Raw genomic sequence first — 19,007 nt, 5'->3', positions numbered from 1 at the left:
CAGGTTTATTTCTTAACACTCAGGTCCTTCACCTCATATAATACCTGCTTGAGTTTCGCCGGTTTCAGATCGAGAATCTTTAGCAGCTCTGGGTTGTCGTTGATTTCCTTGCACAACACAACACCGTCTGAAAGCAGCTTTTCCTTCTCTGCCTTGGTCAGGTTGGTCAGTGCTGTGATGGGAAATAGCTGATTGTCCTCAACAAGTCGTTTCAGACTCCTGTTTTCTGGGTAGTCCCAGCTAATCAGATTCAGACCACTACATTCACCAAAGGATTGAGCATCACTGGTAAAACGAGTGTTGGTAGCTACCCAACCATGAAATCCAAAGTCCTTGTACTGCTCCTGGGTCCTTCTCTTATCAATAATGTCATTGACTCTTGACCGGATGTAAAGGGGAACCTGGACATTGGCGCTTTTGCCGGGACTGTTGTAAAACTTACATTCCACGAAGTGCTGGTGCTTGTGATTAGTTGCAAGCACATCTACCTCATGTGTTACACACTTACCTTCCACCTCTATGCCAACCTCCACACTGAAGCCCATGGCCCTGAAGACATGCCCCATAAGCTTCTCAAATGCATAACCTGTAGGTCCCAGTTCCATCAATGCATTCTTGAGACTATACCGTGCAGCCGTGAATTTCTGGTGTCTGCGAAGCAGCATAAATGCCCTCCTGTAAAGCTTTGCCGTTGTAGTTCCCTCCACAACCCATGACTCAATATCCTTTAGAACAAGTGAAACAGTTTCATCACTTGCACCTGAACGCTCCAAAGAAGTAGCAAGCTTTTCCTTAGAAAATGGAACAAACTCTCCCGATGCCTTCTTTATCAATACTTGCCTGCTCATATTCACTATGTTAATTAACCATCTGATGTTTATTACAACTAAAATTTCTTACTCCGTTTTCGATAACGGAAAGATAAGGCAATTTAGCATAAATAAACATTGTTATAACAATTGTGCCCTGAAAAGTGCATAGAAATATACAGGCCTCCACTCTGGTGGAGGCCAAAGGTTAGGAACTGTTACCTGAAGCGGGCAGTAACAATTCCTGTAACACCGCGCATTTGACCAATGTATTCGCTAAGGGGAACGGGACTGTACTCAACCTTGTTTTCCCGTGTTGAAGCATGCAGAACATAGAGACGTCCATTTCGCTTTGCTGCAAAGGCGCAATGGGAGAAATCCAATCCGGGGGTGCTGGTAACAAAGGCGATCAGATCACCGTTTTCAACAAGATGCTCGATATGAGCAATTGTATCTGATGTAAAATACCTGAACTCATGAGCTGAGATGCTACCTTCAATCTCCTTGAATCTTGCGATAAGTGAGGGATTATTCTGTAATACGGGATATAGATTGGCATGGGTGGACATAAAGTCGACCTTAGTCTTCATCGTGGCATTGCCGATTGTTTGATTGGTTGTGCTGAGTATGCCTTTAGCTTCTTTATCTAGTATCCATTCGCTGAAGTAGTGCAACCTGGCTTCATAAGAGACCCTTTCATTAGCCCTGTAACGGAGATTCTTTAATTGACGTGTAAATGATCTGAAGTCCCCGGCTGTATCCTCAAAGCTCAGAGCCATGGCCATCACATACTCGACAAAGGTCACACAATCCAGTTCCCTGAGATTGATTACAAGTCTCTCCTCCCCTTCGGTTTCCAGGGTACCCGACACATAAGGCACACCCATAAAGTGTTCGCCGATGGCTAGCAGCTTTTCACCCAAAGACATATTCTCAAAAGCTTCTACCAGTGCTTTTGCCCTAAGCTCCTCAAATAACGATGAGTCCTTAGCTGTAGTAAGCACCACTCTGTCGAGATATAATTCCCCGGGACTCAAGTCAACCATGTCCTCATGGTTTTCCTGAACCATCTCAACAATTCCCTTCTTTGAGACAGATGCTCCCCCATCTGTCTCAACAGTATCACCATTCTTAGTCTTATGCACAGACTCCGCCCTGGTAACGGACTTACCACTGCACGCAAGAACCAATACCGGCACCAGTATCAAACACAAGTATCTCACCTTATCTGTTTTAAGGCTTTAAATATACTGAAGTCATTCTATTTTTTTCTCTTCCTGACAAAACATTGCAGCATCTACCGTATCCCTCAGGCAATGCATCCCTATAGACAAGCATATTTAAATATTTAATTACCATTCACGCAGTTCCATCCTCACCTCCGTTATTCCTAACTTAGTCAATACCAGAAAAATAAGTATTGTATAGAATCAACACTGTATCAAGACCTGGATAAATAAATCCAATCTCACTCCAGCAATCTCTGTATCTTTTACATTATAGTTCATAAATTTCGTAAGTGGCGGTAAACCTTTAACCGGATGCAGGGTTTTAAGTCTACGACATAATGGCACAAGCGGAAGCAAAAACTTCACCTCTATTAGTGCCATATTATGAAGATGATAAACTAAGTAGTATGGCTTCAAAAGCAGAGCAAAATACATCCGACAGGGCTAAAGCAAGGGAAAAGGTCAACAGAGACCTGGCAGCAGAACTACTTGAGCGTATCCGCCAGGCGACTAAGGGTGGCCCGCAAAAGATGCGTGAGAAACACCAGGCGCGAGGTAAACTCCTGGCTCGGGACCGTGTCAACCTGCTGGTTGACCCGCATACTCCCTTTCTGGAACTTTCACCCCTGGCTGCAAACGGCCAGTACAATGACGAGTTTCCTGCTGCAGGGATAGTAACTGGTATCGGCATCGTCCACGGCAGGGAGGTTATGATTGTTGCCAATGACGCCACAGTCAAAGGGGGAACATACGTACACGAAACTATAAAGAAGCACCTTAGGGCTCAGGAGATTGCTGAGCAAAACAAGCTACCCTGTATCTACATGGTTGACTCCGGAGGAATTTTCCTTCCTGAACAGGCCAACGTCTTCCCTGACAAGGATGACTTTGGCCGTATCTTCTTCAACCAGGCTCGCATGTCGGCTAAGGGCATTGCCCAGATTGCAATTGTAATGGGATCTTGTACTGCCGGTGGCGCCTATATCCCGGCCATGTGTGATGAGACAATAATTGTCAGGAATCAGGGAACCATCTTCCTTGCAGGTCCACCGCTTGTCAAAGCAGCTACTGGGGAAGAAGTCAGTGCTGAGGAACTTGGTGGTGCTGAAGTGCACACCTCCATCTCAGGTGTGGCAGACCATATTGCAGAAGACGACGAAGATGCCATCAGAATATGCAGGCGCATCTTTGAAAATATGCCTTGCCAAACCAAATACCCGCTTGACAGGGTTGAAACAAAGGGTCCCAAAGGCCTCAGCGAAGATCTTTACTCACTTATTCCTACTCAGGGAGAAAGCTGGCCCGATGTCAGGGAGATTATCAACCTGATTATTGACGGAGACAGTTTTCAGGAGTTTAAAGCCAACTACGGTACAACGCTGGTAACGGGCTTTGCCCGCCTCTTTGGCTACCAGGTCGGTGTACTGGCAAACAACGGCATACTCTTTTCGGAGTCGGCCCTGAAAGGCACTCACTTTATTCAGCTATGCAACAGCCGTGGCATACCCATGATCTTCCTGCAAAACATTACAGGATTTATGGTAGGCCGTGAATATGAACACAAAGGGATCGCAAAGGATGGGGCCAAGATGGTTAATGCACTGGCCAACTCCCAGGTTCCTTTCTTTACTGTGATTATCGGGGGATCATACGGGGCAGGCAACTATGCAATGGGTGGCAGGGCTTATAATCCACGCTTCCTCTTTATGTGGCCAAATGCCCGCATCTCAGTGATGGGCGCCCGTCAGGCTGCCCAGGTGCTAATCACTCTCAAGCAGGAACAGGCTGCTGCAACAGGAGGAACAGTCTCGCAAGAGGAACTGGAGGCTATCGAACAAAGCATCTTCCGGAAATACGAGTCTGAAGGTTCTCCCTGGTACAGTACCTCACGTCTTTGGGATGACGGGGTGATCGATCCGGCCCAAACCCGCAGCATACTTGGCATGGTACTCGAAAGCTCACTCAATGCCCCGTCTGAAAGTGCCAGCTATGGAATATTCAGAATGTAGTGGCTTTTATCCCGTAGATGTGTTAACTTAAAAAAAGTTCTAAACTCATTGACATGTCACTGATTAAGAAGTACTCAGGCGAAATATGCTACCTCGAACTCAATAACCCTGAAAAGCGCAATGCGCTGGACAAGATTTTGATTACCGAACTAATCCGTTTCTTTGAAGAAAGTACTGAAAGTTCAAAGTTCACCACCCTCGTAATCAGCGGTAATGGAGGCATCTTCTCCTCGGGTGCAGATCTGGCCTGGATGAAGGAAGGTATGAACCAGACTGAGGAGCAAAACCTCGAAGATGCAAGGCTTTTCAATAAGCTCTACTCGACAATGTACAGCTACCCAAAACCGGTTATTGTCAGGGTTGACAAGGGCGCCTACGGGGGCGCCCTTGGATTGATGGCCTGTGCCGACATTGTCTGCACTACACCCGATGCAGAATTTGCATTTAGCGAAGTCAGACTTGGTCTTATTCCCGCCACAGTTGCTCCCTGTGTTGTAAGAAAAATCGGAATATCTGCTGCAAGGCAGCTCTTCCTTACTGCACGGCGCTTTAGCGGAAGCGAAGCATTAAGTTTTGGACTTGTTAACTTTCTTTTCAGTGAGGAGCAGCTGGCCGTGAAGACCAGAGAACTGGCGGCCGAGGTGGCAAAGAATAGTCCTCAGGCATTAAAAGAGACAAAGTTGTTACTGAACCGTTTGGGTTCTTATGTTGTTCCTATAGGCGAAGACCTGGATGAGTACTGTGCACGACTTATTGCTGCGGCACGTACCTCAACCGATGGCCGGGAAGGCCTGAGTGCCTTCTTTGAAAAACGAAAACCAGTTTGGAATGACTAAAGGAAGTATCAGCTTTCGACCTATAAGACGATTGTTTATAGCAAACAGAGGAGAGGTGGCGCTTCGAATCGTTAGAAGTGCACGCGCGATGGGAATCAGAACCATAGGACTGGTAAGCGACAGCGAACCCGACACCTTTGCCGACGAAAAGGCCTATATACAGGGGGAATCACTTGCAGATACATACCTCAATGCCGCAGAGATTGTGTCCCTGGCTCTGAGATACAGGGCTGACGCCATCCATCCCGGCTATGGTTTCCTTTCTGAGAATGCAGACTTTGCACGGAGGACCGAGGCTGCCGGACTGATATTTGTTGGTCCCTCACCGGAGGCTATTGAACTGATGGGCAACAAAATAACTGCCCGCAGGATTGCAATGGAAAACCAGGTCCCCGTCACAATGTCCATCGAAGGATCAATCAACGAAATTGCCGGGAGGAGTTCCGCGTTGCACTATCCACTTATCGTAAAAGCTGCTGCCGGTGGTGGTGGTAAGGGTATGGTGAAGATCGAAGACCCTGCAATGCTGGCCGACAAACTGTCACAAACAGCTCGTGAGGCGGCAAACTACTTCGGCAACGATACTGTTTACCTCGAACAATACATAGAAAACCCTCGCCATATAGAGGTGCAGGTCTTCGGCGACCTGCACGGCAACCTGGTGCATCTCTTCGAGAGGGAATGCAGCATACAGCGGCGCTTCCAGAAGATTATCGAAGAGGCTCCTGCTCCGGGACTATCGGAGGAGAAGCGTGCCCAATTGACCCGTGATGCTCTGGCGCTTTGCAGGGCCATCGGCTATCATAATGCCGGCACAGTAGAGTTTCTGCTCGACGAGTCGGGCAGGCATTACTTCCTCGAGATGAATACCCGCTTGCAGGTCGAACACCCGGTTACTGAAAGTATTACCGGACTCGACATGGTGGAACTGCAGCTGAAGGTGGCAATGGGTCTGCCCCTCCCCTTCACCCAGGACGATATCCGCATCAATGGACATGCAATAGAGAGCCGTATCTATGCCGAAAACCCACTGCGTGACTTTATTCCATCACCGGGACAGATACTGAAGGTCAAGTGGCCCTCTAACATACTTGCACGCACGGATACCTGGTTTGATACCCCCGTGGAAATCAAACCCAACTTCGACCCCATGCTTGCAAAGGTGATTACCCATGCGCCAACACGTGATGCTGCTATTGCAGGACATCTAAATGCCCTTGGTGAAACGCTGATTTGTGGGATAGACACAAATATCGAATACCTCAAAAGCATTATGCTGAGCGGGAAGTACATGGCAGGGGACACGACCACCGCCTTTTGCTCAAAACATGAGTACAGGGCTGCAAAGATTATCAACCCTGAGGTTGCTGCAATTGCAGCGCTGATGCTGCAATTACTCTACCGTAATAAGGGTGAGTCGGTCTGGCAAAGCACCGGCTTTTGGAGACTGGACCGACAGTATGAGTTTTTGCTTAACAGAGAGTCTTACAATATCTCGTGGGAAGGAGCAGGACGTGCTGTTTCGGTAACTGTAAATGCGTCAAACCGCTACCAGGTAGAGAATGCCTTCCTTGATGAGACTGTGCTGGGCTTCACCCTTTCTGGAGAGTCCTTCCGCTTTGCATGGGCAAGTGCTGAGCAGGCAGGCTTTGTGCTTGAACATGGCATGAGCCGCTGGGCGGTCAGACCTGTTCTGCCTTTGCAGACCAAGGCAGATACTTCCGCACAGAAGCGTAGTGGCGACAATGTAAAAGCCCCTATCCCGGGTCGCATTGTCGAGGTGAAGGTAAAGGAAGGAGATCTTGTAAGTGCTGGTGATACCCTTGTGGTACTGGAGGCCATGAAGATGGAAAACCTTCTGACGGCCCCTGCCGGCGGAAGGGTCAGGTTGGTACATGCTCAATCTGGTACCCAGGTCAAGGCCAATGAGGTTCTCGTTGAGATAGAACCTACGCAGGCATCCTGATTTTCAAGCTAATACTTTTGTTAATCTGATTATATCGTTAAACAATTCACTAAAACGTAATTGATGAACCCGCTATTGACAGAGCAGCATGAGGCGCTGAGAAGAGAGATTAGGGAATTTGCCGAAAGGGAGATTGCGCCCAAAGCTGCCATGCTTGACGAGAATGAGGAGTTCTCGGTTGAACTTACACACAAGATGGGCAACGCCGGTATCCTGGGCCTTAACATGCCTAAGGAATATGGAGGACGTGGCCTGGATACGCTTTCATATATTATTGCGGTTGAGGAACTTGCCCGCATTGACAGTTCGCAGGCCGCCACAGTGGTGGCCCACAACAGTCTGGGTCTGGTGCCGATACTGGATTACGGTACCGAGGAGCAGAAGATGAAATACCTGCCACAGCTGACTACCGGACAAAAGCTTTGGGGCTTTGGTCTGACTGAAGAGAACGCAGGATCTGATGCTCTTGGAACGGAGACGACGGCTGTGAGGGATGGTGATCACTGGGTTATTAATGGTGCTAAGAGGTTTATTACAAACGCCTCCACTCCCATTACCCTTGGGGTGACCCTGCAGGTCAAGACTACTGAGGAGTCAGGTCAGAGCAGGCTTACTACTATTCTTGTGGAAAGGGATACACCAGGCTTTAAGGCTGAAAGGATGCTTGGCAAGATGATGTGGAGGGCTGCCGATACTGCAAAGCTGACTTTTGACAATTGCAGGGTACCATATACAAACCTGCTTGGAAAGGAAGGGCAGGGTGCAAAGTACATGCTCAAAACGCTTGACGGTGGACGACTGTCGGTAGCAGCAATGGGCCTTGGGCTTGCTCAAGGTGCTTATGAATTGGCACATAAGCATGCAAAAACGCGAGTGCAGTTTGGTAAACCCATCATCCGCAACCAGGCCATCAGTTTTAAACTGGCCGATATGGATATGAAGCTTGAACTTGCACGTAACACGCTCTATAAGGCCTGTATCCTCAAGGACAGGGGCTACAGCTACACACGTGAGGCGGCAATTGCCAAATTATACACATCCGAGATTGCCCGTGAGATAGCCGACGAGGCAGTGCAAATCTTTGGCGGTTCGGGTCTGTTTAAAAACAACCCCGTCGAACGCTTTTACCGCGACCAGCGACTGCTGCAAATAGGTGAAGGCACCTCAGAAATATTGAGACTTGTGATCTCACGTCTGCTATAGTTACATTTAAGGTACATTTTCAGTACCTTTAGGCAGCTAAACCTGGCAGACTTTAAATCTTATGGAAGAAAGGAAAAAGGAGCATATCGAACTGGCTTTCAAGTCGAGGATTGAAGGGGCGGATGCAAACCGTTACTTCAACTATGAACCTATGTTGTCACCTCATCACAGCGGGGCACCCACACCAATCAGTTTTGCCGGAAAACGGATGATGCTGCCTGTTTGGGTCTCAAGCATGACCGGAGGCACACGTAGTGCCGCGGAAATCAACAGAAACCTGGCAAGGGTCTGCGCCGAGTACGGCATGGGCATGGGACTTGGATCATGTAGGATACTGCTTGAGGACAGAAGCCATTGGAAGGACTTCGACGTGCGCGATATAATCGGGAATGAGGTTCCCCTCTTTGCCAATATCGGCATAGCCCAGCTCGAAAAGATGCTCAAAGACGGTTCCTGGGAGCGCTTGGAGGAGCTGGTTCACCTGCTCCGTGCCGACGGTCTGATAATCCACGTCAACCCCTTACAGGAAGCCTTCCAACCCGAAGGTGACATCTTTGAGGAGGCACCGATAAATACCCTAAGTCGCTTTGTGGAAAAGACAAGGATCCCACTTATCGTAAAAGAGGTGGGCCAGGGAATGGGACCTGAAAGCCTCAAAGCCCTGCTGCAGCTTCCCCTCGAAGCTATCGAGTTTGGTGCCCTTGGAGGCACCAACTTTACCCTACTGGAACTGAGGAGACAGGAGGATTTTGACACAAAGCCCTTTGAGAGTTTTGCCAACGTTGGACACACGGCTTCGGAAATGTGTGCCTTTGTCAACGAGATGCTTGACAGTTCGATATATATACGCACCAGAAATATTATAATCTCCGGGGGCATCAGTGATGTGCTGGAGGGCTACAGGCTTGTAAGAACTTGCAGAATGCCGGCTCTCTTTGGTATGGGCTCCGGATTTTTGCGCTATGCAACGGGCGATTACGGTAAACTTAAAGCCTTTGCCGAGCAATTGAAGAAGAGCCTGAGCCTGGCCGATGCTTATCTCAGACTGAGGCAGCAACCGGACAAATAAGGTATAAATGCAGCCAATCAAAGGATTTTCAAAACTTTCGCGTGAGCAAAAGATAGAATATCTCAGGGAGACCTATGGCCTGGGGGCCGAGTTTGATGAAACTCTGGCCAGCTTCAGGCATACTGAACTGCAGGAGGTCTTCGACAACTTTTCAGAGAATACACTAAGCAATTATTACCTGCCTTTCGGGGTGGCACCCAACTTCCTGATCAATGGCCGGCTCTATGCCGTTCCCATGGTTATTGAGGAGAGTTCGGTAGTCGCTGCAGCCGCCAGAGCGGCATCCTTTTGGGCAAAAAACGGAGGCTTCCGGGTTGAGGTGTTGGGAACCGTCAAGACAGGGGATCTATGGTTTGAATGGCATGGCAGCGAAGCTGAGCTAAGAAAGCACGAAGAAGAACTTAAAGATCACCTACGCCGGGAAGTCAGTCCGGTAACTGCCTCCATGGAAAAGCGAGGGGGCGGGATTATCCAGTTGGAGCTACTATCTTCCGACCAAGGCCATCATACTGCCGGCACCACATCTGGCAGTGTATCTCAAAACGTCAGTGCCGGCGAGTCAAAACACGGCAGTGCAACAGGTGCAGGAAAAGTAACAGATGAGTATGCTGCCGCCGGGACACCCCACAGTTCACACTCCCTTCCCTTTGTGTACCGTATAAAGGCTTACTTCGAGACGGCCGACAGTATGGGTGCAAACTTTATAAATACAGTTCTGGAGGCTATGAAGGAGCCTATACTTGACTTCTTCCGTGAGAAGCAACTTGGGGAACCGGAAATCATTATGGCAATATTGTCAAACAATTACCCAGGATGCATTGTAAAATGCTCGGTGGAGTGTCCTGTCGAAGCACTTAAACCCTATGCCGGAACTTTTACCCCGACTGAGTTTGCCCGTAGATTTAAACTGGCCGTTGATATTGCCACAGCTAATGTGGACAGAGCAGTAACGCATAATAAAGGGATTTACAACGGTGTGGATGCCGTGATACTTGCAACGGGCAACGACTTTAGAGCTATTGAGGCCGCAGGACATGCCTATGCCTCACGCAATGGTCGTTACACTTCCCTGTCTGAATGCAGTGTTGTTGATGACCATTTCACAATGTCCCTATGCCTGCCTATGGCCGTGGGAACAGTAGGGGGACTTACAAGATTGCATCCGCTTGCACGCAAGGCTCTTGAGATCATACAGGAGCCGAGTGCTGCCGAACTAATGGGAATTGCTGCAGCTGCAGGACTGGCAAATAATTTCAGTGCGGTAGCATCGCTTGTAACCACCGGAATACAGAAGGGACATATGAAACTCCACCTGCCCAATATACTCAACTCACTTGATGCAAGCGAAGAGGAGAAACAGGCTGCCTTTGAGTACTTTAATTCCCACACTGTCAGTGTAAAGGCTGTAAAGGACTTTATTGAGCAAAGGAGAAAACAGTGATGGAGTTCTGCCACGCAAACGGAAAACTGCTATTATCTGGCGAGTACCTCGTACTTCACGGAGCTAAGGCTCTTGCCTTGCCACTGAAACAGGGACAAAGTTTCAGTTTCACTCCGGCAGAACCCGGAAAGCTCCACTGGGTGGCAAAGGAACAGGGCCGGATCTGGCTTGACTGCACCTTTGATGCAAACCTGGAGATCTTGGAGGAGAACAAGCTCCAAGATACAGAGGTATTACAAAAACACAATAATACGGATCCCCCCAATAACAGTGCTGAGGCACTTCAAAAGATATTAAAAGAAGCCGCTGCCTTGATGAAGGGCAGGGAGTTTCCTACCGGATTAAGGGTAGAATGCAAGCTTGAATTTAGGCGTGACTGGGGCTGGGGAAGTAGTTCGACTCTCCTCTGGATGTTAGGCAGATGGCTCAATATTGACCCCTATACCCTAATGGACAGAACGATAGGAGGTTCAGGTTATGACATTGCCTGCGCAGGTAGTAACGATCCCTTGTTTTATAGACGCCTTCCAGGACAACAAGCAGAAGTCGTGGTTGCTCCATTTAATCCGCCCTTTCTTAGCCAGCTTGGAGTAGTTTGGACTGGCAGAAAGCAAAGTTCGGCAAGCGAGGTAAAGCGCTTCCTGCAGCAAAGAGCCAAAGACCAGGGGTTGATCAACAGGATCAGTGAGATTTCGGAACAAATGGCGCAGATCAACACTGCAAGGGAGTTTTCCACACTTATGGACGAGCATGAAAGGCTGGTGGCCGGAGCCACCGGACTGAAACCTGTCAGGGAGCAAATATTTCCTGACTTTCCAGGCAGCATCAAATCACTTGGAGCCTGGGGAGGGGATTTTGTGCTTTTCATGGCAAGGGATACAGACTTTGACACAGCACAATATTTCACAGACAAAGGCTACAAGACTCTTTTCGGGCTTGGTGAACTTTTGTACAGGTAGTATGTTAAACAGGGGTTGAATAAAGTAGAATGACACTGATCAGGGAGATAAGGGCTGAAGCGGAATGGGTAAGCCCCTCAAATCTTGCCATTGTAAAATATTGGGGCAAAAAGAATATTCAGGAGCCCTTAAATCCAAGCATCAGCTTCACACTAAGGCAGGCCGTCACCCGCACAAGGATTAAGGCCGAGCCGGCTGTTGAAGGCGGCTTTACATTTAGCCTTAATGGAAAAGTTAAGGAGAGCTTCAACGACAAGATAGAGGCCTTTATGCTGCATGCACGGAGGCACCTGCCCTTTATCCGTAAGCACCACTTGTATATCGAAAGCAGCAACACCTTCCCCCACTCCTCGGGCATTGCCTCATCTGCCAGTTCGATGAGCGCCCTGGCGCTGGGACTTATCGAGCTACACAACCTTAGTCTGGGTAAGGAGGACACACAACCCGACAGAATGATGGCTTCGGGATTGGCACGCTTGGGCTCTGGCAGTGCTGCACGATCCGTTTACGGAGGCTGGACCCTGTGGGGCAGATTTGAGGGCCTGAAAGGCAGTTCGGATATGTATGCCATCCCCGTTGAGGAAGTAGCAGACGACTTCAAAACCATACGCAATGCAATCCTGATTATCGATCCTGCCAAAAAGAAGGTCAGCAGCAGCGAGGGACATAGTCTGATGGACTTCCACCCCTATCGTGATGCCAGGATTGGCCAGGCAAAGGACCATACCGAAAGACTCCTCGGAATACTGAAGGATGGTGACTGGGATGAGTTTTTTGAAATAGCGGAAAATGAGGCACTCTCATTGCATGGATTAATGATGAGTTCGACACCCTCCTATACCCTGCTCCACCCCAACACTATCAGTGCTCTGGCACTGATCAGGGAAGCCAGGGCCGGTGGACTGACTATTGGCTTCAGCATGGATGCAGGACCCAATGTTCACCTTCTTTACCCCGCTTCAGAGGAGGAAAAAGTAAGGAGTTTTATAGAGAAGGAACTAAGTGCACTTTGCCACGAGCAAAAGCTGATCTATGATGAGATAGGTCCCGGTCCTGAAAGAAATATTGACGAGATTTGATCCTGGCTTGATAGGATGAAAAACTGAGAAAGCAGACCATGCCAAAAAATAGCTATAAAAGCGAGTTCTTCCACTCCAAGATAATGCTCTTTGGTGAGTACAGTATCATATTGGGCTCTATGGGTCTTACAATTCCCTATGCCCATTTTAACGGTTCACTGGGTTTTATCAACAAAAACAGATATACCGACCTGGACTACGCCCGTCGCAGCAATGTGCTGCTCAGGGAGTATTACGAGCATCTGCTAAGCCTTGAGAAGGAAGGACGGCTTCCGGAAAACTTTGACACAGTACGACTCGGCAGGGACCTTGATAAGGGTCTGTACTTTGAGTCATCGATACCCGAAGGCTACGGCCTAGGCAGCAGTGGCGCTCTGGTAGCTGCACTTTATCACAGTTACAAGACCGAACATGCCTATCCTCGTAGGGCATCCGACAATAGCGGCACCTTGCAGCTAAAGAAGGACCTGGCAGTACTGGAGTCCTGGTTTCATGGCACAAGTTCCGGAATAGATCCTTTGATCTGCTATATGAAACACCCCCTGTTAATTGGGGAGGACCAGAGTATCAGTGCTGTTGGCATCCCCAAGTACAACCTGACGGCCGACGATGCCATCTTCCTGCTTAACACCGGCAAGCCGGGAAAGACTGCTCCACTTGTAGAGAACTTTATGAAGAAATGCGAGGATCAAAGCTTTCTGGATCTGATGAAAAAGGAGTATATACCTGTCAACAACAACTGCATCAAATACCTTACAGGTGGTGATCTTGACAAGTTTACCGATTACCTGAGGGAACTATCGCTATTTCAGGCCACACATTTTTCTGCAATGATACCTGCATCGGTCGAGATGGAGTGGATATATGGCATAAGCACAGGAAAATACCTGCTTAAGCTTTGTGGTTCCGGAGGCGGAGGTTTTGCACTTGGTTTTACCCGTGATTTCGGGGAAGTAAGAAAACTCTTTGCTGACAAGGGGATGGAGATTATTCCAGTTTATCAGACCAAGTAACAGACCTGTGCCTAAAAGAAGACATCTTCACGATGTAATCTCATCTGACAGTATTATTTCTGGAACCCTTTATCTATTTACTCATCTAAAGAGTGCCCCATTTATTGCAAAAGTACCTCAAGTTGTAGCACAATAACAGAATACTCTCCACGAGATATACATATCTCTCTATAGCAAAACAGGGTGTCCGCGTTCGGATCACCCTGTTTATCTTGAAATTAGGAGGCAAAATTAGGTTTAGATCGCTATTCCACCCCTTTCACCTGTACGGATGCGAATGCACTCCTCAAGCGGGGTAATAAAGATCTTGCCATCACCGACTTCACCTTCGACACTTTTAGTAGTACGTGCGCCGGTTATTATGGCATCTATTGTTGTTTCAACAAACTCGTCATTAACGGCGATCTCAATTCGCATACTTGGAGTAAGGTTGGGAAGCACTCGCTTTCCGCGATAGAACTCTTCCCTCTTTTGTACTCCGTGGCCGGAAACTCTTCCTACTGTGATCCGAGTGATCCCGGCGTTTACCAGGGACTCATGTACTTTTTCCAACTGGTATTCACGTATTATAGCTGTTATTAATTTCATGGAACTGAGTTTTAGAGATTAATTAGGGTTAACCATACCGTATCCGCGTTCACCGTGGTATGAGCGGTCAAGGCCTTCCATTTCTTGTCTTTCAGAAGATCTTAGTCCACCGAATGCCTTGAGGACATACATAATCACCAGGGTTACAACAACTGCGTAAGCTATTGCGATGCCTACTGCTGCAGCCTGTACTCCAAGCTGTTGCCATACTGACCAGCTTCCACCAGCAGCTTCACTTGCATCAGCCATCCATGAATCTCTGATGAAGAAGGTAAGCAAAAGAGCTCCTACAATACCACCTACACCGTGAATACCGAATACGTCAAGGCTGTCGTCATAACCAAGTTTGTCCTTAAGTTGGATTGCATAGTAACAGAAAGCTGAAGCTACGAATCCTAGAACAAGTGCACCTACGGGTTGTACTACACCTGCTGCAGGAGTAATTGCAACAAGACCGGCAAGGATACCTGAGGCAAAACCAAGAGCAGTTGCTTTTTTCAGGAAGATGTAATCAAGGATCATCCATCCGAATGCACCGGCTGCTGCTGCTATCTGAGTAGCTGTCAAAGCTTGAGCTGTAGCCAGTCCGCTTTCAACACTACTACCGGCGTTGAAACCAAACCAACCTACCCACAGAAGACCTGCACCAAACAGAGTCATAACAAGGTTGCTTGGACGGATTTGAGCTTTGGGGAAACCTCTGCGTGATCCGATAAATAGTGCAGCTACAAGACCGCTAACACCAGCTGAAATGTGTACTACAGTACCACCGGCAAAGTCGATTGCACCGGCTGCTCCCATGTTGTAAAGGAAACCACCTTCTGACCATACCCAGTGACAAAGCGGGTTGTACACAAACAAACCCCAGAGTGCAATAAAGAGAAGGTAAACCTTAAAAGAGACTCTCTCAGCAAACGCTCCAGCTATAAGTGCAGGTGTCAGGATGGCAAATTTACCCTGGAACATACTGAATACATATTCAGGAATACCTGCATCCAATATAGTTTCGTCAATTCCTTTCAAAAAGAAGTAGTCGGGATTCCAGCCGATCCAGCCTCCAAGTATATTGGATCCGAAACTCATACTGTAACCAACTGCAATCCACAGGATAGTCATAATTCCCATGGCGCCAAAGCTGTGCATCATTGTTCCCAAAACGTTCTTGGACCTAACAAGGCCTCCGTAAAACAAGGCAAGTCCGGGAATCATGAGCAACACCAGAGTTGTGGAGGTTATCATCCACGCAGTAACACCCGTATCTATCGGGGTTTCTTCAGACGCAAAGCTCAGGATTGGTATCAACAAGAGCTGCATCAACACAAGTAGTCGCTTTTTCATTTTTCACAGGTTTATAGTTAACGATTAATTAGGTATAGCAAACATACAAACCAATTTTGATACTGTAAATAGTTTTTGTGCCTTTTTTATCATGCACCCCTCTTTTTTATATGTTGTTTACATTTATTTTTCGCTTTTTGCTATACTCACCCCCTCTTTTTAGGGGGTCAAACTCCCAAAATATGCTTTTTGAAAATTCGACCACACATCCGGATTATCCAAGTATAAATTACTAATTTTGCATTTATCCCATAGAAAAATGATGGTATGAACGACTGCCGTAAGGGGCAAAATTTCGAATTATGATTGACAAAGAACTTATTAAAAAGTATGAAAAAGCGCTTCCGCGCTATACCAGCTACCCTCCCGCTACCAGTTTTCACAGCGGTTTCACGGCATATGACTACGTAAACTGTATTAAGGAATCCAATAAAAAACAACCACAAAGCATCTCGCTATACATACATATACCCTTTTGCCCCAGGCTTTGTTTGTACTGTGGATGTACCACTCATATTACTCGACAACGAGACCTTATAGACAGTTACCTGGATGCCCTTAAAAAGGAGATCCGTATGGTGGCTTCGCAAATAGACCTATCCCGCCCCGTCACCCAGATACACTGGGGAGGTGGTACGCCAAATGCCCTCTCGGAAAAACAGATTGGAGAAATAATGCAGCTTATATCCTCCATCTTTAAAATAGATCCGGCCTGTGAAACGGCAATAGAATGCAATCCAGCCCATCTCAGCCTCGCTTATCTGGATGCTTTGTTTGGAATGGGTTTCAATAGAATTAGTCTCGGAATTCAGGATTTCGACCATAAGGTATTACGGGCAGCTCATCGTGAGCTCCCCGCTGCTTCCATAGATGCACTTACCGAACATATTAGAAGTCGTTCGGCAGGGGTTAATTTTGACTTTATCTATGGTCTTCCCCACCAAACTGTCGAAAGCTTTTCTGCAACTATTAGAAAGGCTTTGGAACTAAAACCCGACAGACTGGTAACCTTCTCGTATGCACACGTGCCATGGGTAAAACCTCATCAGAGTGCACTTGAAAAGGAAGGTCTTCCCGGGGCTGGAGACAAGTTGGGTATGTTTGATGCAGCATATGCAATCATGATGTCGTCGGGTGAGTATGATGCTATCGGACTGGATCACTTCTCACGGAAGGATGATTCGCTGAGCATCGCGCTGAGAGACGGTAAACTGCACCGTAACTTCCAGGGCTATTGCACCCGCGAGACTACAGGTCAGGTTTATGCCTTTGGTATGTCGGCCATCAGTCAGCTATACAACTGTTACGCACAAAACGTCAAGAATGTCGATGAATATATTAGCCTCATCAACGCAGGCAGATATGCCACAGAAAAGGGCTATATACTGAGCCGGGAAGAAATGATAATCGGGGAAGTAATATCAAACCTGATGTGCAATGACCGCCTTGAATGGGCCGAGGTAGCGGCCCATTTTGACTGCACTGCAGACAACATCAAGGAAGTGACAGGCTTTTCGCCCGACAGGATGAAGGATTTTGTGGAAGACGGGTTACTTGAGATTAGCGAGGCAGGACTTAAGGTAACAGAACCGGGGCGCTTTATAATAAGGAATATTGCTGCCGAACTGGATCCCAATCTCAACAAGGACAAGAAGCAATTTTCTAAAAGCATCTAGGAACTCAAGCAAACTAAAAGGTTTTTTGACTGTTTATAATTGAAAATAATGATCCATGAGTGAAAAATCGGCTGTAATAATAGGAGCCGGAATTACCGGACTTACTGCAGCTTATTATTTAAGGAAGGCTGGCTGGACTATCACGATTTTGGAGCGAGACAGTCAGGCCGGAGGATCTATAAGGACCTTCCGGGAAAACGGCTTTATATTCGAAAGTGGACCAAATACAGGGGTTGTTTCCCAACCCGAGGTGGTTGAACTGTTTGAGAGACTGCCCGAACCGTTTAGGTTTGAACCTGCCAATGAAGAGGCAAAAAGACGACTTATCTGGAAGAAATGTCGCTGGCACGCCCTGCCCGGTGGGCTGAAGGACGGAGTAAGCACTCCCCTTTTCCAATGGAAAGACAAATTCAGAATCCTGCTCGAGCCTTTCCGCAAGAAAGGCACGGATCCCAACGAGACCCTCGATAAACTGGTCAGGCGACGTCTGGGAGATAGTTTCCTGGACTATGCAGTTGATCCCTTTATCCTGGGAATATATGCCGGAGACCCTTCACGACTGGTTACCCGTTATGCTATGCCCAAACTCTACAGACTCGAACAGGAATATGGCAGTTTTATAAAAGGTAGCATCAAAAAAGCAAAAGAACCCAGAACTGAAGAGCAAAAGAAGGTAACAAAGCAGCTTTTCTCAATAGAAGGTGGACTTGAAAATCTGACCAATGCCCTCGTAAGGGAAATCGGAGAGGATTCCTTCGTATTCAACTGTGAGAAGCTTAGCGTATATCCAAAGGACGGTCTTTTCTCAATTTCCTATGTGCAAGATGGCATAAGCCATGAACTCAGGGAAGATGTTGTTATAACAACCACTGGAGCTCACGAAGTGCCTTCCATCCTGCCCTTCCTCAACAGTGAGGAAAAGGCAACCATCAGTGATTTGCTTTATGCCAGAGTTGTACAGGTAGCAGTAGGGTTTAAAAATTGGCGTGGAATCCCGTTGAGGGCCTTTGGTGGACTGGTTCCCAGTAAGGAAAACAGAAAGATACTTGGAGTACTCTTTCCGTCGGCATTCCTTAATAACAGAGCTCCCGAAGGTGGTGCCATCCTTTCGGTATTCCTTGGCGGAGTGCGGAATCCAGGAATCGTCGATCTGGACGATGCTACGATTAAGGATATGGTAATGGAAGAGTTGAGGTGCATGATGCTTATTTGTAATCAGGAACCTGACCTTATCAAGGTCTTTCGTCACACCCATGCCATACCTCAGTATGGTGTAAGCACAGGCAAACGTCTTGATACTATAGCCAGGATCGAGTCACAGTTTCCGGGCCTTATCATCGGTGGTAACCTGCGAGACGGCATAGGAATGGCTGACAGAATCAAGCAGGGAACCCAGATAGCAAAGCAACTAATTGAAAAAAGTGAATTGCAGCTCGCTGGTCGGATCACAGGTGCTCCGGTATAGAAACACTTAGCAGTGCATAACACCTCCTCTTCTTTACCTGTCGAGATCTGTAAGCCCGCTCAAACATGAGTACCATGTAAGGCAGAGTGGACACGGTTCCTGCTCATTTTAAGCAAGAAAGAAAAAAGAGAACTCCAACCATTAAATTATTTGGCCAAAATGTTTTGAAGATTGCTGAAAACACCTAATTTTGCAGACGCAATCAGGAGAGATGGCAGAGTGGTCGATTGCGGCGGTCTTGAAAACCGTTGAACCGAGAGGTTCCGGGGGTTCGAATCCCTCTCTCTCCGCAAACAAGGGTGTAAATCAACGAGTTGCGTGATTTAC

General features: G+C 47.6%; 15 protein-coding genes and 1 tRNA gene. 12 read left to right on the top strand and 4 right to left on the bottom strand.

What is annotated here, in order from left to right; genetic code table 11:
* Window positions 1-5: 5 nt before the first annotated feature.
* On the bottom strand, window positions 6-848 hold the full coding sequence (locus M9189_RS05205; RefSeq protein ID WP_250725152.1) for a restriction endonuclease: 843 nt from the start codon (window positions 846-848) through the stop codon (window positions 6-8).
* A gap of 179 nt (window positions 849-1,027) precedes the next feature.
* Window positions 1,028-2,032: an N-acetylmuramoyl-L-alanine amidase-like domain-containing protein gene (locus M9189_RS05200; RefSeq protein ID WP_250725150.1), complete on the bottom strand. Its 1,005-nt coding sequence runs from the start codon at window positions 2,030-2,032 to the stop codon at window positions 1,028-1,030.
* Between the two features lie 344 nt (window positions 2,033-2,376).
* Between M9189_RS05200 and M9189_RS05195 the strand changes: the two genes are divergently transcribed.
* The 9 genes from M9189_RS05195 (at window position 2,377) to M9189_RS05155 (ending at window position 13,613) form a co-directional block, all read left to right on the top strand.
* Entirely contained in the window at window positions 2,377-4,047 is a 1,671-nt protein-coding gene (locus tag M9189_RS05195; protein WP_305883192.1) for a carboxyl transferase domain-containing protein, read from the top strand.
* 53 nt (window positions 4,048-4,100) lie between these two features.
* Entirely contained in the window at window positions 4,101-4,883 is a 783-nt protein-coding gene (locus M9189_RS05190) for an enoyl-CoA hydratase-related protein (protein WP_250725148.1), read from the top strand.
* Window positions 4,876-6,849 (top strand): acetyl/propionyl/methylcrotonyl-CoA carboxylase subunit alpha, encoded by a 1,974-nt coding sequence (locus M9189_RS05185; protein WP_250725146.1) that lies wholly within the window; start codon window positions 4,876-4,878, stop codon window positions 6,847-6,849. The genes M9189_RS05190 and M9189_RS05185 overlap by 8 nt, the downstream gene beginning before the upstream one ends.
* Window positions 6,850-6,912: 63 nt before the next feature.
* Complete coding sequence (locus tag M9189_RS05180) at window positions 6,913-8,052, top strand: acyl-CoA dehydrogenase family protein (protein ID WP_250725145.1); 1,140 nt, start codon at window positions 6,913-6,915, stop codon at window positions 8,050-8,052.
* 61 nt (window positions 8,053-8,113) lie between these two features.
* On the top strand, window positions 8,114-9,121 hold the full coding sequence (locus tag M9189_RS05175; RefSeq protein ID WP_250725143.1) for a beta/alpha barrel domain-containing protein: 1,008 nt from the start codon (window positions 8,114-8,116) through the stop codon (window positions 9,119-9,121).
* Between the two features lie 7 nt (window positions 9,122-9,128).
* The gene (locus M9189_RS05170) at window positions 9,129-10,562 is read left to right on the top strand and encodes a hydroxymethylglutaryl-CoA reductase (RefSeq protein WP_250725141.1); all 1,434 of its coding nucleotides are present in this window, start codon (window positions 9,129-9,131) and stop codon (window positions 10,560-10,562) included.
* The gene (locus M9189_RS05165) at window positions 10,562-11,521 is read left to right on the top strand and encodes a GYDIA family GHMP kinase (RefSeq protein ID WP_250725139.1); all 960 of its coding nucleotides are present in this window, start codon (window positions 10,562-10,564) and stop codon (window positions 11,519-11,521) included. The genes M9189_RS05170 and M9189_RS05165 overlap by 1 nt, the downstream gene beginning before the upstream one ends.
* Window positions 11,522-11,550: 29 nt before the next feature.
* The gene (mvaD, locus tag M9189_RS05160) at window positions 11,551-12,600 is read left to right on the top strand and encodes a diphosphomevalonate decarboxylase (protein WP_250725137.1); all 1,050 of its coding nucleotides are present in this window, start codon (window positions 11,551-11,553) and stop codon (window positions 12,598-12,600) included.
* 38 nt (window positions 12,601-12,638) lie between these two features.
* Window positions 12,639-13,613 carry a mevalonate kinase family protein gene (locus tag M9189_RS05155; RefSeq protein ID WP_250725135.1) on the top strand — a complete coding sequence of 325 codons (975 nt, stop codon included), beginning with the start codon at window positions 12,639-12,641 and terminating at the stop codon, window positions 13,611-13,613.
* A 237-nt stretch (window positions 13,614-13,850) separates the two neighbouring features.
* Here M9189_RS05155 and M9189_RS05150 read toward each other — a convergent pair whose 3' ends face one another.
* Both M9189_RS05150 and M9189_RS05145 read right to left on the bottom strand, forming a co-directional pair.
* Window positions 13,851-14,201: a P-II family nitrogen regulator gene (locus M9189_RS05150; RefSeq protein ID WP_250725133.1), complete on the bottom strand. Its 351-nt coding sequence runs from the start codon at window positions 14,199-14,201 to the stop codon at window positions 13,851-13,853.
* An 18-nt stretch (window positions 14,202-14,219) separates the two neighbouring features.
* Complete coding sequence (locus M9189_RS05145) at window positions 14,220-15,539, bottom strand: ammonium transporter (RefSeq protein ID WP_250725132.1); 1,320 nt, start codon at window positions 15,537-15,539, stop codon at window positions 14,220-14,222.
* Between the two features lie 302 nt (window positions 15,540-15,841).
* On the opposite strand from M9189_RS05145, the gene hemN reads away from it, so the two are divergent.
* The 3 genes from hemN (at window position 15,842) to M9189_RS05130 (ending at window position 18,970) form a co-directional block, all read left to right on the top strand.
* Window positions 15,842-17,215 (top strand): oxygen-independent coproporphyrinogen III oxidase, encoded by a 1,374-nt coding sequence (gene hemN / locus M9189_RS05140; protein ID WP_250725130.1) that lies wholly within the window; start codon window positions 15,842-15,844, stop codon window positions 17,213-17,215.
* A 55-nt stretch (window positions 17,216-17,270) separates the two neighbouring features.
* Window positions 17,271-18,680, top strand: coding sequence for a protoporphyrinogen oxidase (gene hemG, locus M9189_RS05135; RefSeq protein WP_250725128.1), 1,410 nt, complete (start codon window positions 17,271-17,273; stop codon window positions 18,678-18,680).
* 205 nt (window positions 18,681-18,885) lie between these two features.
* Window positions 18,886-18,970, top strand: a tRNA-Ser gene (locus M9189_RS05130).
* Window positions 18,971-19,007 lie beyond the last annotated feature (37 nt).

Source organism: Xiashengella succiniciproducens (genome assembly GCF_023674465.1).
Lineage (GTDB): Bacteria > Bacteroidota > Bacteroidia > Bacteroidales > Marinilabiliaceae > Geofilum > Geofilum succiniciproducens.
Note: the sequence above shows the minus strand (reverse complement) of the source record. Positions and strands in the feature narration are given on the sequence as shown.

Bases quoted from the DNA above. Each gene is read 5' to 3' on its own strand.
- mvaD (WP_250725137.1), top strand. From the start codon at position 11,551: ATGACACTGATCAGGGAGATAAGGGCTGAAGCGGAATGGGTAAGCCCC.
- M9189_RS05145 (WP_250725132.1), bottom strand. From the start codon at position 15,539: ATGAAAAAGCGACTACTTGTGTTGATGCAGCTCTTGTTGATACCAATC.
- M9189_RS05180 (WP_250725145.1), top strand. From the start codon at position 6,913: ATGAACCCGCTATTGACAGAGCAGCATGAGGCGCTGAGAAGAGAGATT.
- M9189_RS05175 (WP_250725143.1), top strand. From the start codon at position 8,114: ATGGAAGAAAGGAAAAAGGAGCATATCGAACTGGCTTTCAAGTCGAGG.
- hemG (WP_250725128.1), top strand. From the start codon at position 17,271: ATGAGTGAAAAATCGGCTGTAATAATAGGAGCCGGAATTACCGGACTT.
- M9189_RS05185 (WP_250725146.1), top strand. From the start codon at position 4,876: ATGACTAAAGGAAGTATCAGCTTTCGACCTATAAGACGATTGTTTATA.
- M9189_RS05195 (WP_305883192.1), top strand. From the start codon at position 2,377: ATGGCACAAGCGGAAGCAAAAACTTCACCTCTATTAGTGCCATATTAT.
- M9189_RS05205 (WP_250725152.1), bottom strand. From the start codon at position 848: ATGAGCAGGCAAGTATTGATAAAGAAGGCATCGGGAGAGTTTGTTCCA.
- M9189_RS05155 (WP_250725135.1), top strand. From the start codon at position 12,639: ATGCCAAAAAATAGCTATAAAAGCGAGTTCTTCCACTCCAAGATAATG.
- hemN (WP_250725130.1), top strand. From the start codon at position 15,842: ATGATTGACAAAGAACTTATTAAAAAGTATGAAAAAGCGCTTCCGCGC.
- M9189_RS05150 (WP_250725133.1), bottom strand. From the start codon at position 14,201: ATGAAATTAATAACAGCTATAATACGTGAATACCAGTTGGAAAAAGTA.
- M9189_RS05165 (WP_250725139.1), top strand. From the start codon at position 10,562: ATGGAGTTCTGCCACGCAAACGGAAAACTGCTATTATCTGGCGAGTAC.
- M9189_RS05170 (WP_250725141.1), top strand. From the start codon at position 9,129: ATGCAGCCAATCAAAGGATTTTCAAAACTTTCGCGTGAGCAAAAGATA.
- M9189_RS05190 (WP_250725148.1), top strand. From the start codon at position 4,101: ATGTCACTGATTAAGAAGTACTCAGGCGAAATATGCTACCTCGAACTC.